The sequence below is a fragment of the Streptomyces hamibioticus genome, from assembly GCF_047946815.1.
GTDB lineage: Bacteria > Actinomycetota > Actinomycetes > Streptomycetales > Streptomycetaceae > Streptomyces.
In genome coordinates, this window is record NZ_JBKKQY010000001.1 from 2,078,248 (window position 1) to 2,091,345 (window position 13,098).

At 72.2% G+C, this 13,098-nt stretch carries 14 protein-coding genes; 1 reads left to right on the forward strand and 13 read right to left on the reverse strand.

Annotated features, from left to right (window positions below):
• Positions 1-163: 163 nt before the first annotated feature.
• The 5 genes from ACLGIH_RS09150 to rpsB all read right to left on the reverse strand — a co-directional run bounded on the left by ACLGIH_RS09150 (position 164) and on the right by rpsB (position 4,906).
• Positions 164-1,327: a phosphatidate cytidylyltransferase gene (locus tag ACLGIH_RS09150; RefSeq protein WP_416524736.1), complete on the reverse strand. Its 1,164-nt coding sequence runs from the start codon at positions 1,325-1,327 to the stop codon at positions 164-166.
• Entirely contained in the window at positions 1,327-1,884 is a 558-nt protein-coding gene (frr, locus tag ACLGIH_RS09155) for a ribosome recycling factor (protein WP_189981158.1), read from the reverse strand. The genes ACLGIH_RS09150 and frr overlap by 1 nt, the downstream gene beginning before the upstream one ends.
• A 141-nt stretch (positions 1,885-2,025) precedes the next feature.
• Positions 2,026-2,784 carry a UMP kinase gene (pyrH, locus tag ACLGIH_RS09160; protein WP_416524737.1) on the reverse strand — a complete coding sequence of 253 codons (759 nt, stop codon included), beginning with the start codon at positions 2,782-2,784 and terminating at the stop codon, positions 2,026-2,028.
• Positions 2,785-2,982: 198 nt separating this feature from the next.
• Positions 2,983-3,819 carry a translation elongation factor Ts gene (gene tsf / locus ACLGIH_RS09165; RefSeq protein WP_416524738.1) on the reverse strand — a complete coding sequence of 279 codons (837 nt, stop codon included), beginning with the start codon at positions 3,817-3,819 and terminating at the stop codon, positions 2,983-2,985.
• A gap of 163 nt (positions 3,820-3,982) precedes the next feature.
• Positions 3,983-4,906 (reverse strand): 30S ribosomal protein S2, encoded by a 924-nt coding sequence (gene rpsB / locus ACLGIH_RS09170; RefSeq protein ID WP_416524739.1) that lies wholly within the window; start codon positions 4,904-4,906, stop codon positions 3,983-3,985.
• A gap of 474 nt (positions 4,907-5,380) precedes the next feature.
• Between rpsB and ACLGIH_RS09175 the strand changes: the two genes are divergently transcribed.
• Positions 5,381-5,908 carry a murein hydrolase activator EnvC family protein gene (locus ACLGIH_RS09175; protein ID WP_416524740.1) on the forward strand — a complete coding sequence of 176 codons (528 nt, stop codon included), beginning with the start codon at positions 5,381-5,383 and terminating at the stop codon, positions 5,906-5,908.
• Positions 5,909-6,306: 398 nt separating this feature from the next.
• Here ACLGIH_RS09175 and ACLGIH_RS09180 read toward each other — a convergent pair whose 3' ends face one another.
• The 8 genes from ACLGIH_RS09180 to lepB form a co-directional block, all read right to left on the reverse strand.
• A complete protein-coding gene (locus ACLGIH_RS09180; protein WP_416529325.1) occupies positions 6,307-6,882 on the reverse strand; it encodes a TetR/AcrR family transcriptional regulator in 576 nt (191 codons plus the stop codon).
• Between the two features lie 94 nt (positions 6,883-6,976).
• On the reverse strand, positions 6,977-7,819 hold the full coding sequence (whiG, locus tag ACLGIH_RS09185; protein ID WP_416524741.1) for an RNA polymerase sigma factor WhiG: 843 nt from the start codon (positions 7,817-7,819) through the stop codon (positions 6,977-6,979).
• Positions 7,820-8,098: 279 nt separating this feature from the next.
• Positions 8,099-9,262: a DNA-processing protein DprA gene (gene dprA, locus ACLGIH_RS09190; RefSeq protein ID WP_416524742.1), complete on the reverse strand. Its 1,164-nt coding sequence runs from the start codon at positions 9,260-9,262 to the stop codon at positions 8,099-8,101.
• The gene (locus ACLGIH_RS09195; protein WP_416524743.1) at positions 9,259-10,884 is read right to left on the reverse strand and encodes a YifB family Mg chelatase-like AAA ATPase; all 1,626 of its coding nucleotides are present in this window, start codon (positions 10,882-10,884) and stop codon (positions 9,259-9,261) included. Before ACLGIH_RS09195 ends, dprA begins: the two co-directional genes overlap by 4 nt.
• The gene (locus ACLGIH_RS09200; protein ID WP_416524744.1) at positions 10,884-11,246 is read right to left on the reverse strand and encodes a YraN family protein; all 363 of its coding nucleotides are present in this window, start codon (positions 11,244-11,246) and stop codon (positions 10,884-10,886) included. Before ACLGIH_RS09200 ends, ACLGIH_RS09195 begins: the two co-directional genes overlap by 1 nt.
• 118 nt (positions 11,247-11,364) lie before the next feature.
• Entirely contained in the window at positions 11,365-11,673 is a 309-nt protein-coding gene (locus tag ACLGIH_RS09205; protein ID WP_003993268.1) for a DUF2469 domain-containing protein, read from the reverse strand.
• 56 nt (positions 11,674-11,729) lie between these two features.
• Complete coding sequence (locus tag ACLGIH_RS09210) at positions 11,730-12,254, reverse strand: NUDIX hydrolase (protein WP_416524745.1); 525 nt, start codon at positions 12,252-12,254, stop codon at positions 11,730-11,732.
• Positions 12,244-13,023 carry a signal peptidase I gene (gene lepB, locus ACLGIH_RS09215; protein ID WP_416524746.1) on the reverse strand — a complete coding sequence of 260 codons (780 nt, stop codon included), beginning with the start codon at positions 13,021-13,023 and terminating at the stop codon, positions 12,244-12,246. Before lepB ends, ACLGIH_RS09210 begins: the two co-directional genes overlap by 11 nt.
• Between the last annotated feature and the right edge of the window lie 75 nt (positions 13,024-13,098).

Sequence of the window (13,098 nt, forward strand, 5' to 3'; positions counted from 1 at the left end):
CCCCCGGTCATGCACTCCCCCGCGCTTGGCCTGCTCCCGCGTACTCCGCCTGCTTCCCGGCGCTACGGCTGCGCCCTCACCACAGTCACGCCCCCTACCACGGCTACGGCGCAGGCCCGCGCCTCGTGGGCGGCGGCCTGCGCCGGAAGACGGCGGCCGGGCGTCAGCCCGAGCCGACGAAGATGACCAGCAGCAGCCACACCACCGGAGCCGTCGGCAGCAGCGAGTCCAGGCGGTCCATGATGCCGCCGTGCCCCGGCAGCAGCGTGCCCATGTCCTTGATGCCCAGGTCGCGCTTGATCATCGACTCGCCGAGGTCACCGAGTGTGGCGCTGGCCGCGACCGCGAGGCCGAGGAGCAGGCCCTGCCACCAGGCGCCGTCGTCGATCAGGAACTGCATGCACAGCGCGCCCACGGCCATCGCGAAGGCGACCGCGCCGAGCAGGCCCTCGCGGGTCTTGCCGGGGCTGATGCGCGGGGCGAGCTTGGTCCGGCCGAAGCGCCAGCCCACGGCGTACGCGCCCGTGTCGCTGACCACGGTCAGCAGCAGGAAGGTCAGCACCCGCCACGGTCCGTCGTCCGCGGTCAGCATCAGGGCGACGAACGTGGCGAGGAACGGCACGTAGAACGCCGCGAAGAGGCCCGCCGTGACATCTCTCAGGTAGTTCTCCGGCGGTTCGGTCATCCGCCAGACCAGCACCGCCAGCGCCGTGAGCGCCATGGCGACCCACGCCCCCTCGGCGCCCCGCACATACCCGGCGACCACCATCGCCGCGCCGCCGAGCGCGAGCGGGACCAGCGGTGCCTTGATGTCCTTGCGCTCCTGGAGCCGCTTGGTCAGCTCCCACAGGCCCACCACGACCGCGACCGCGATCACGCCGACGAACACGGCCTTGACGACGAACAGCGACGCGACGATCACCACGCCGAGTCCGACACCGACCCCTATCGCGGCGCCCAGATCGCGCCCCGCGCTCTTCTTCTGCGGCGCCGGCTGCGGCGCGGGCGCCGGCTGCGAGGCGTCGGGCATGGGCTCCGGTTTCTGCGGCGCCGCCGGGTACGGCTGCGCCGGCGAGGTGTCGTCGTGGAACGTCTCGTCTCGGAACAGAGGGCCGCTCAGCCGGGCGGCCCCCCGGTCGTCATCCTGGTCTCCGCCGTCTTCGGGTACGCCGGGCACGATGGGCATGGGGCGAGTGTGCTGCGCGATGTACGCATCGTACGCGGGACCCGCCGGGGCGACCCCCTGGACATACCCCTGGCCAGATGCCTGACCGTCGGTCCCCCAGTACCCGGCTGGTGGCGGCGCGCCCCAGGAAGAGTCGTTCATCAGACCTCGAGCAGCTCCGCTTCCTTGTGCTTCAGGAGCTCGTCCACCTGGGCGACGTACTTCGCGGTGGTGTCGTCGAGCTCCTTCTCCGCACGGCGGCCCTCGTCCTCGCCGACCTCGCCGTCCTTGATCAGCTTGTCGATGGCGTCCTTGGCCTTGCGGCGCACGGAGCGGATGGACACCTTGGCGTCCTCGCCCTTGCCCTTGGCGACCTTGATGTACTCCCGGCGCCGTTCCTCGGTCAGCTCGGGGAACACCACGCGGATGATGTTGCCGTCGTTGCTCGGGTTGACGCCCAGGTCGGAGTCGCGGATCGCCTGCTCGATGTTGCGCAGCGCGCTCTTGTCGAAGGGCGTGACCACGGCCATGCGCGGCTCGGGCACGGAGAACGAGGCCAGCTGGTTGATCGGCGTCAGCGCGCCGTAGTAGTCGGCCACGATCTTGTTGAACATCGCCGGGTGCGCACGGCCGGTGCGGATCGCGGCGAAGTCCTCCTTGGCGACCACGACGGCCTTCTCCATCTTCTCCTCGGCCTCGAGGAGGGTCTCTTCGATCACCACTTGCTCCTGCGTGTCTTGAGTAGGCCCGGCTGCGGTTCCTTGTCGGGGCGGCGGCCGGCTGCGTCGCGTCTTCTTCCTGCACGGTTCCCGACCGGCAGGACATTGTCCATCCCCCGGCCGGGCTCCGTGGTCATCCGGTCAGGCCCGGCTGCCCTGGTCACCCACAAGCGTGCCGATCTTCTCACCCTTGACGGCGCGGGCGATATTGCCCTCCTTCAGGAGTTCGAAGACCACGATGGGGAGCTTGTTGTCGCGGCAGAGGGTGACGGCGGTGGCGTCGGCGACCTTCAGGTCGCGGGTGATGACCTCGCCGTAGCCGAGCGCGTCGAACTTCACGGCGTCCGGGTTGGTCTTCGGGTCGGAGTCATAGACCCCGTCCACCCCGTTCTTGCCCATGAGCAGCGCCTCGGCGTCGATCTCCAGAGCGCGCTGGGCGGCGGTGGTGTCGGTGGAGAAGTACGGCATGCCCATACCGGCGCCGAAGATGACCACGCGGCCCTTCTCCAGGTGGCGCACGGCGCGCAGCGGGATGTAGGGCTCGGCGACCTGTCCCATGGTGATGGCGGTCTGCACACGGCAGTCCACGCCCTCCTTCTCCAGGAAGTCCTGGAGGGCGAGGCAGTTCATCACGGTGCCGAGCATGCCCATGTAGTCGGAGCGGGCGCGGTCCATGCCGCGCACCTGGAGTTCCGCGCCGCGGAAGAAGTTGCCGCCGCCGATGACGATGGCGATCTGCGCGCCGTCCCGGACGACGGCCGCGATCTCGCGCGCGATGGCGTGCACCACGTCGGGGTCGACGCCCAGGCCCCCGCCGCCGGAGAAGGCCTCTCCGGACAGCTTCAGCAGAAACCGGCCGCGTACTTTGCCGTCGTCGCTCTTCTCGGCCTTGGTGGTCATGGAGATCTCGCCTCTTTTACGTGGGTCACACACACGAAGAAGGCCATTGCCGGGGGTGGTTCGCAACCCTTGCGCGGCAATGGCCTCCTCGTCAGATCTGCTGTCGTCCGCCACGCGCGCGTGCGCGACGGCATACGCGCGCAACACGGACGACTGCTGTCGACCCTACCGGGGTCGTGCGTCCGTCGCGGTACGGACTCAGATGCCGACCTTGATGCGCGTGAAGCGCTTCAGGGTGACACCGGCCTCGTCCAGCACCTTCTGGACGGACTTCTTGTTGTCCAGCGCGTACGGCTGGCCGAGCAGCGTGGCGTCCTTGAAGAAGCCGTTGACGCGACCCTCGACGATCTTCGGCAGGGCGGCCTCGGGCTTGCCCTCCGCGCGGGTGGTCTCCTCGGCGATGCGACGCTCCTTCTCGACGACCTCGGCCGGGACGTCCTCCTTGGAGAGGTACTGCGGCGCGAAGGCGGCGATGTGCTGGGCGACGCCCTTGGCGACCTCGGCGTTCGGCTTGTCCAGCTCGACGAGGACACCGATCTGCGGCGGCAGGTCGGGCATCGTGCGGTGCATGTACGCGGTGACGTAGCCGTCGGCGAACTGCGCGAAGCGGTCCAGGACGATCTTCTCGCCGAGGTTGGCGTTGGCCTCGTCGACGTACGCCTGGACGGTCTTGCCGGGCTCGATCTCGGAGGCGAGCAGGGCCTCCAGGTCGGCCGGGGCGGCCTTGGCGACGTGCTCGGCGATGGTCTTGGCCACGGCCTGGAACTTGTCGCCCTTGGCGACGAAGTCCGTCTCGCACTTCAGCTCGACGAGGACGCCGGAGGAGTTGTCGTCGGCGATGATCGAGACGACCGCGCCGTTCTCCGCGGAGCGGCCCTCGCGCTTGGCGACGCCCTTCTGGCCCTTGATACGGAGCGCCTCGACGGCCTTGTCGACGTTGCCCTCGGCCTCGTCCAGCGCCTTCTTGCAGTCCATCATGCCGGCGCCCGTGAGCTCGCGGAGCTTCTTGACGTCGGCGGCGGTGTAGTTCGCCATGAGTCTGTGAATCTTTCTCGAAGTCTGGAGGTTCCAAGATCTGCGGGTGCTGCGATCCACATCCGACGGTGGATCTCCGACGCGCCGCTGACCTACGGGTGAACGGCGGGAGCGGGCTTCATGTCACCCGCTCCCGCCGTCATCGCTGACGCTGAGGTGACGGTCAGGCCTGCTCGCCCTCGGCGGCCGGGGCGGCCGGGGCCTCGTCGGCCGGAGCCTCGGTGGCCGGGGCCTCGTCGGCCGGGGCCTCGGCGGGCTTCTCGGCCGGCTTCTCCGCCTCGGCGGCGGCCGGAGCGGCGGCCTCGGACTCGGCCTTCTTCTCGCCCTCGAGCAGGTCGCGCTCCCACTCGGCGAGCGGCTCGCCGGCGGCTTTCTCACCCTTGCCCTCGGCAGCGCCGGAACGGGCGATGAGGCCCTCGGCGACGGCGTCGGCGATCACACGGGTGAGCAGAGTGACGGAGCGGATGGCGTCGTCGTTGCCCGGGATCTTGTAGTCGACCTCGTCGGGGTCGCAGTTGGTGTCGAGGATGGCGACGACCGGAATGTTGAGCTTCCGGGCCTCGCCGACCGCGATGTGCTCCTTCTTGGTGTCCACGATCCAGACGGCGCTGGGCACCTTCTGCATCTCGCGGATACCGCCGAGGGTCTTCTCCAGCTTGGCCTTCTCGCGGGAGAGGACCAGCAGCTCCTTCTTGGTGAGGCCGGAGGCGGCCACGTCCTCGAAGTCGATCTGCTCGAGCTCCTTGAGGCGCTGCAGACGCTTGTAGACGGTCGAGAAGTTGGTGAGCATGCCGCCCAGCCAGCGCTGGTTGACGTAGGGCATGCCGACGCGGGTGGCCTGCTCGGCGATGGCCTCCTGCGCCTGCTTCTTCGTGCCGACGAACATGACCGTGCCGCCGTGGGCGACGGTCTCCTTGACGAACTCGTAGGCGCGGTCGATGTACGACAGCGACTGGAGCAGGTCGATGATGTAGATGCCGTTGCGCTCGGTGAAGATGAAGCGCTTCATCTTCGGGTTCCAACGGCGGGTCTGGTGACCGAAGTGGACGCCGCTCTCCAGCAGCTCCCGCATCGTGACGACGGCCATGGCCGTATCTCCTTGAATTTCTCGGTTGTGCCGCGGAAGCCGGACGGCTCCCGCGCCTGACGCCCGCGGTGCGCCGTGCCACGAGGGACCGAGGGGCGCTGATACGGGCCGGAGTGCGGCGTCGTATCGGGGCGTGCGAAGTCGACCCGGTCGCCCGGGTCGCCATCAGAAGTGTACGGGACCCGCGGGGCACCGGGTGACGCCGCCGTCCACAACCGGTGGGTTCTCCACAGGTCACGGCGGCCCGGCGTCCGGGTGCGGGACGGTTCTCGCATGCGAGCGAGGCGATGCGCGAGGGCGTACGGGTGGCTGATCGTGGTGCTGGGGCTGGGGCTGGGCCTGTCCCCGGACCCGCCCCGGGCCCCGGGGACGGGCACGGCGACGGGGGCGGCGACAGTAACGGGCGCGACTGCGGCGAGGGCGGTGGCGCCGGCGACGGGGGTGGCGGCGACGGGGGCGATTACGGCGACGGGGATGGCGGCAGCAACGGGGACTGCGACCGTGGCCGTCGTCGGCGACGGGTCTCCCGGACCGGCGGTGCCGGCCGTCGGCCGTGCCTGGCCGGTGGGCACCCGGCCGGCGGTTCTGCGCGGCTGGGACCCTCCGGCCACCCGGTACGGCCGGGGCCACCGCGGCGTCGACCTGGCGGCCCCGCCCGGCACGCCGGTACGAGCGGTGGCGGCGGGTCGGGTGTCGTTCGCGGGCCGGGTGGCGGGGCGGGGCGTCGTCTCGGTGGAGTTGTCGGGCACGGGCGACCCGCCGCTGCGGACGACGTACGGCCCGGTGAGGGCGTCCGTGGCGAAGGGCGACGAGGTGGCGGCCGGGGAGGTGGTCGGCTCGGTGGAGGCGACGGGGACGCACTGTCCGACGGCGGGCTGCCTGCACTGGGGCCTGCTGAGCGGCGACGCGTACCTGAACCCCCTGTCCCTGCTCCCACCATGGCTGCTGAACGGGGGGCCGTCGAGACTGCTGCCGGTCCTGGAGGTCCCGCCGCCCGGTTGATCGGGGGCGGCACGGCCCCTGCCCGGTTGATCGGGAGCGACACGGCCCCTGCCCGGCTGATCGGTACGGGGCGGGCGCCCGCTGCTCGGCTCGTCGGTGCAGGGCTCCCCCCTGCTCGGCTCGTCGGTGCAGGGCTCCCCCCTGCTCGACTGATCCTTACGGGGCGCCCGCTTCCCGCCCTGACCGACGGCACGCGGCAGCTGCTCAGGGGCGGCTCAGGTGGGCAGTCGTGGGGCACTGGTGCGCGATGGTGGGCGCCGGCGCTCGTGCGCGCTGGCGGTCGCTGAAGACCGCCTCAGGAGAGGCTCTCGCCCCGGCGCACGCCAGAAGCGCCCCGCAGCGCAGGTCACCACGAACGTCCCGCACCGCACGTCATCACGGACGCCCAGGACCACGCCTCACACCCGCCGGCCCATCACCCCCCGCACGCCCCGCAACGCCATGGACACCGCCGCCTCCGCGACCGCGGTCGGCTCCTCCGCCGCGCCCAGCTCGATCCGCCGCACGGCCGCGTCGACGACGCCCTGGAGCAGCATCGCCGCCAGCCGCGGCTCCCGGTGCCCCATCTCCCCCAGCGCCTCGACGATCATGGCGATGAGGCCGCCGTGCGCGGCGCGGATCTTCTCCCGGGCGCCGGCGTCCAGCTCGCTCGCCGAGATGGCGACCACGGCCCGGTGCCGCCGGTCGCCGACCAGGTCGAGCTGGGTGCGCACATACGCCTCGACCTTGCCCTCCGGTGTGTCCTGCCGGTCCATCGCCGCCGAGACCTCCGCGGCCCAGACGGGGAAGTCCACCGCGCACAGCTCCTCGACGACCGCGGCACGCGACCGGAAGTACTCGTACACGGACGACCGCGCCAGGCCCGTCCGCTCGGCGAGGGCGGGGAAGGTCAGTGCCTCCGTCCCGCCTTCGGACAACAGGGAGCGCGCCGCATCCAGCAGGGCGGCACGCTGCATCGACCGGTGCTCGGCCACGGAGGCCGCTCGAATCCTTGGCACGTCAACCACTTTACGGACGCACCCGCGGCGACGGGAGTCACTCCGTCACGCCGCCGGTACCCCGGCCCGGTCAGCGGCCGAAACCCGCCAGTTTGGCCCGCAGCTGCAGTACGGACTTGGTGTGGATCTGGCTGACCCGGCTCTCGGTGACGCCCAGCACGTTCCCGATCTCGGCGAGCGTGAGCCCTTCGTAGTAGTACAGGGTCACCACGGTCTTCTCCCGGTCGGGCAGCGTGTTGATCGCCCTTGCCAGGAACCGTCGCAGCTCCCGGTCCTCGGCCACCTCCACCGGGTTGTCGGCCGCCGTGTCCTCCAGCGTGTCCAAGAGGCTCAGCCGGTCCCCGCCCTCACCGCCGACGTGCAGCAGCTCCTCCAGCGCGACCACGTTGGCCAGCGACAACTGGCTGAACACCGCGTGCAGTTCGTCCACCGCGATGCCCATCTCGGCCGCCACCTCGCTCTCCGAGGGCGTCCGCCGCAGCCGCGCCTCCAGCGTCGCGTACGCCCGCTCCACGTTGCGCGCCTTCTGCCGGACGGACCGCGGGATCCAGTCCAGCGCCCGCAGCTCGTCGATCATCGCGCCCCGGATCCGGGTGATCGCGTACGTCTCGAACTTGATCTCCCGGTCGATGTCGAACTTCTCGATCGCGTCGATCAGGCCGAACACCCCGGACGAGACGAAGTCGGCCTGCTCGACGTTGGGCGGCAGCCCCACGCTCACCCGGCCCGCCACGTACTTCACGAGGGGCGAGTAGTGCAGGATCAGCTGCTCCCGCAGCCGCTCGTCCCCCGTCGTCTTGTACGACCGCCACAGCTCGTCGAGCATCGAGGGGGCGGGCGGCCGCACGCTGCCACCGTCCCGGGCGGCTGGGGGGAGGGCCGCCCGGTCGGGCCCGGAGGTGTGCTGGGGCATTCGTCGCCTTGTGCCGTTCTGCCGTTCTGCCGTGATGTGGTGCTGACTGTGCGTTGTCGGTCCGATGTCTGGTTGGTGCCTGTATGCAGGGGCCCTCGTGAGCGTAGCGTGAGTGGACAGTCGCGTTGCGCGAAGAACCGGTCGAGCGAGTGCGCGGGGCGCGCCTCCCGGAAGGTTCCGCGAAGGCCACCCGATCGCAGTGAGTGATCATTCGAATTACCCCAACTGCGGTAATTCCCAAGGGCGTCGGGGTTCCCCCGGACGGCCGAACACGCTCGGTCAGCACGGGCTCCGGTCACCGCGGAGCGAGATCATCGCCTGGCGTGTCAACTTCCAGCCGTCGCCGTGTCGTTCGACGTAACCGAGTGCTCGAAGCTCGTACAGTCTCGCGACCGCGTCCTCCTGGGTGGTCTGGGCGCGGCGTGCGGTCTCGGCGACCTCGGCGGCCCCGCGCGCCGGAAGCGCGGCCAGCACGTGCCGGGCGCGGGGCGCCAGCAGGTCGGTGGGGAGCACCGGGCCGCGCCGGTCCGGGGCGAGGTCGCCGATCGCGCCGACCAGCTCGACGACGTCCGCGGCGTCCGTGACGAGCACGGCCTCGCCGCGCAGCAGCTCGTGCACGCCCGCCGACCGGCCGCTGGTGGCCGGTCCGGGTACGCCCATGGTGTGCCGGCCCAGGCGCTGCGCCGCCCGTGCCGTGACGAGTGAGCCGCTGCGGTGCGCGGCCTCGACGACCACGGTGCCGCGGGTCAGCGCGGCGATCACCCGGTTGCGCAGCACGAACCGGCTGGGTGTCGGATGGTCCCCGGGCGGCAGCTCCCCGATCACCAGACCCTGCTCGGCGATCCTGCCGAGCAGCTCGGTGTGGCCGCGCGGATAGGGCCGGTCGACGCCGCAGGCGAGGACGGCGACGGTGGCACCGCCGGCGCCGAGGGCGCCCCGGTGCGCGGCACCGTCGATGCCGTAGGCGCCGCCGGACACCACCACCCAGCCGCGCTCGGCGAGCCCGGCGGCGAGGGTGGCCGCCATGTGTGCCCCGTACTCGGTGCAGGCGCGGGCGCCGACCACGGCGACCGACCTCAGCGCCCACATCCGCAGGCTGGGCCGGCCTCGCACCCACAGCCCCAGGGGCCGGGCGTCCCCGAGGTCGTCGAGCTGCCCCGGCCACTCGGCGTCCCCCGGCGCCACGAACCGCACGCCCGCCGTCCGCGCGACGGAGAGGTCCCGGCGCGGCTCCGCGTGCCGGACGCGGGCGCGCAGCCCGGCCCACTTCCGCTCACTCGCCCCCGGCAGGGGCGGCCCGCCCTCCCGGAGCCGCCGCACCACCTCCCGGACGCCGAACTCCCGTACCCACCGCCCGCCGGTCTCGTCGCCGGGCTCGACGACCCGGGTGAGGAGGACCCGGTCGAGCAGCGCGTCGTCGCGGCCGCCGTCGGCGGCGGTCACGTCAGTGCCCCGATGGCCATGGGCACGCCTCGCGGCACCCCGGTGCGCAGTTGCAGCGCGAGGGCGACGTCGCCGGCGTCGGGCCGGTCGTGGCCGACGAGGTCGGCGACGGTCCAGGCGACGCGCAGCACGCGGTCGAGGCCGCGGGCGGTGAGCACGCCCCGCTCAAGACTGCGTTCCGCCTCGTCCAGCGCGCCGGGCGCCGCGTACCAGCGGCTGCGCAGCTCCCGTCCGGGGACCTCGCCGTTGGTGCGCCAGGGGGTGCCGTCGAAACGGGCCGCGGCCCGGTCGCGGGCCGCCCGCACCCGGTCGGCGACCGTCGCAGTGGACTCGCCGCGCGCCCCGCACGCCGTCAGCTCCGTGCGCGTGACGCGGTCCACCTCGACGCGGAGGTCGACCCGGTCGAGCAGCGGGCCGGACAGCCTGGCCTGGTAGCGGCGGATCGCCGAGGGCGGGCACTCGCACAGGCCGTCCTGCTGCGAGAAACGCCCGCACGGGCAGGGATTGGCCGCCAGCACCATCAGGAACCTGGCGGGGAACCGCACCACGCCCGCACTGCGCGCGATGACGACGTGCCCGGACTCCAGCGGCTGGCGCAGGGCGTCCAGCGCCTGTGTGCCGAACTCGGGCGTTTCGTCCAGAAAGAGAACGCCTCGGTGGGAGAGCGACACCGCGCCGGGCCGGGCGACGCCGTGGCCGCCGCCGACCAGGGCCTGCATCGTCGTGGAGTGGTGCGGCGCGCAGTAGGGGGCGGCGTCGATCAGCGGCTTCCCGGGCGGCAGCAGCCCGGCCACCGAGTGCACCGCCGTGACCTCCAGCGACTCCTGGCGGGTGAGCCGGGGCAGGACGGCGGGCAGCCGCTCGGCGAGCATCGTCTTGCCGGCGCCGGGCGGTCCTTCCAGGAACAGGTGATGTCCGCCGGCCGCGGCGACCTCCACCGCCGTGCGCGCCGAGAGCTGCCCCACCACGTCGGCGAGGTCGTGGCCGTGGTCCTGCTGCGCCGCCCCGGCGCTGTGCATCCCGGTGGCCGCGCCGGCGCCGGGCATGCGCAGGCCGGCCAGCAGCGGGTCGGGGCGTCCCTGCTGATCGGGTTCCTCCTCCGGCACGGGTTCGTCGGCGAGGACCGCGATCAGCTGGCGCAGGCTGCGCACGCCCAGCACGGAGACGCCGGGCACCAGGGACGCCTCGGCGGCGGCGCACTCGGGGACGACCACCTGTTCGTACCCGGCGTCCGCCGCGGCCAGCACCGCGGGCAGGATGCCCCGCACCGGCCGCACCCGGCCGTCCAGTCCCAGCTCGCCGATCAGCACGATGTCCGCGAGCACCCGCGGGTCGATGCGCTCACTGGCGCCGAGCACGGCGATGGCGACGGCGAGGTCGAATCCGCTGCCGCTCTTCGGCACGGAGGCCGGGCTCAGGCCGACCGTCAGCTTCTTCTGCGGCCACTCGGCGCCCGAGTTCGCCACCGCCGCCCGGACCCGGTCCCGGCTCTCGGTCAGGCTCTTGTCCGGCAGGCCGACCAGGGTGAACGCCGCGACGCCCGGTTCGAGGTCGGCCTGGACCTCCACGACCACGCCCTCGACGCCCACCAGCGCCACCGCACACGTGCGCGCGAACGCCATCACGCCACCCCCCGCGCGTGCTCCACGACGGGCGCGCCGCGCCGCGGCAGCAGGACGCCGACCAGATCGATGCGCACGCCGCCCGGCGGCGCTCCGCCGTGGATGTGGACCCACTGCCGGGCGAGCCGCCGCAGCCGCTCCGCCTTGTCCGGGGTCACCGCGGCCATCGGGTGTTCGAAGCGGCCGCCCCTGCGGGTCTTCACCTCGCAGACGACCAGGACGTCCCCGTCCCGGGCCACGATGTCGATCTCTCCGGTCCTGCCGGCGCGCCAGTTGCGCTCCAGGACCGTCATGCCGGCCTCGGTCAGCCGGCGCGCGGCGAGTGTCTCGCCGTACCTGCCCATCGCACCTCGTGCGTTCATGTCGGCACCACCTCCGGCGCCAACGGTCACGCATTCCGTGTCATGCGATGGATCTTGGTGAGTTACTCAGCGGTTGTGGAAAACTCCCTCACCCGTCGGTGTGCCCCGCACGGCCCCGTCACCCGCTGGGAAGCTCGAGATCGCTCTTGTTGAGCTCCTCGATGTTCACGTCCTTGAACGTCAGAACGCGCACCTGCTTGACGAACCGGGCCGGCCGGTACATGTCCCACACCCAGGCGTCTGCCATGGAGACCTCGAAGAAGACCTCACCCTGGACGGAGTGCACCTGCATCTCGTAGTCGTTGGTGAGGTAGAAGCGCCGCTCGGTCTCGATCACGTATTTGAACAGACCGACGACATCGCGGTACTCCCGGTAGAGCTTCAGCTCCATCTCGGTCTCGTACTTCTCGAGGTCCTCGGCGCTCATGGCATGTTCCCCTTCAGCCGTGCGATCCCCCCATTGTGCGCCAGTCCCGTGAGCCTCTAGACGATTTCGGTGTCCAGGGTCACCGGCCCGGTGGGGGGACCTTCGTCGAGCAGCGTGCGCAGCAGCTCGGCGAGTCTGGTCGGATACACCGTCTCATGTGCCCGGGCCAGTTCCCCACACGTCCACCAGCGCGCTCCGGCGACGCTGCGCCGCTCCAGCTCGGTCAGGCCCGCGGCGGCGGTCACCGTCTGCGTCGTGCGGGCCAGGTAGTACCACTCGTCCTGGTCCCAGCGGCGGCCCGCGAACGGGAAGGAGCACCGGCGCCGCCACAGCACCGGGCCGAACTCGACCTCGGTGATGCCGGTCTCCTCGGCGAGTTCCCGGAGCGCGGCCTCCTCACGGGTCTCGTCGCCCTCCACGCCGCCGCCGGGCGTGAACCACCAGTCGTCGGCCGGGTCGTCCGGCTCATGGCCGTGCAGGAGCAGGATGCGGTCCCGGGGGTCGAGCAGGACGACGCGGGCGACCTTGCGCAGCCCGCCCTCGTAGGTGTCCTGCCCCGCCCGCGTCGCCTCAGCGGGCACCCGGGGGCTCCGTCCGGGTGCGGGCGGTCCGGGAGGCGGCGGCCCGCTTGGCGAGCGGACCGTACGCGGCGCCCCCGAGGATCAGTGCGGCCCCGGCGATCACCAGCGCGACGACCGTGCGCAGCGGGCCCGGAGTGGACAGGCCGCCGAGCGTCTCGAACCCGGTGGGCCGCTCCAGCATGCCGTCCATCGGCCAGACGACGGCGTCGACGCGGGCCTCCACCGCACCGCGGGACACCGAACCGCCGGCCGCGTCGGTGAGATGGGCGGCGGAGTCCACCGAGCCGTGGCGCTCGTCGCCGAGCAGGAACAGGCGGCCCTCGGGGACGGTCACGGCCGGGAAGGCGCTGCTCTCGGCGGAGACGTCCGGGGCGAGGTAGGGCTCGTCGATCTCCTTGCCGTTGACCTTCAGCCTGCCGTTCTGGCAGCAGGAGACGGTGTCGCCGCCGACCGCGACGACCCGCTTGATCACCGGGGCGTTGGCCCAGGTGGCGTCCTTGAAGACGACCACGTCGCCGCGGCGGACGTCGGAGCCGTCGACGCGCTCTGCCAGCACGCGGTCGCCGGCGGCGATCGTCGGCATCATCGACGTGGTCGGCACGGTGTAAGGCCGGTAGACCACCGCTCCCCAGGCGAAGCCGCCGAGGAACAGCACCATGCCGAGCGCCACGGCCAGGTTGGACAGCCGCTGCCCGGTCCTGCTGCCCGCAGGGCCCGGGTTCGCGGCACCGCCGTGCGGGGCCGTCCGCGTCGTCCTCTCGCCACCCATGGGTCCGCACCCTACCCGGCGGTACCCGGCGCGGTCAGCCCTGCCTCAGGCCCGGAAAATCCCGGCGGGTCCGAC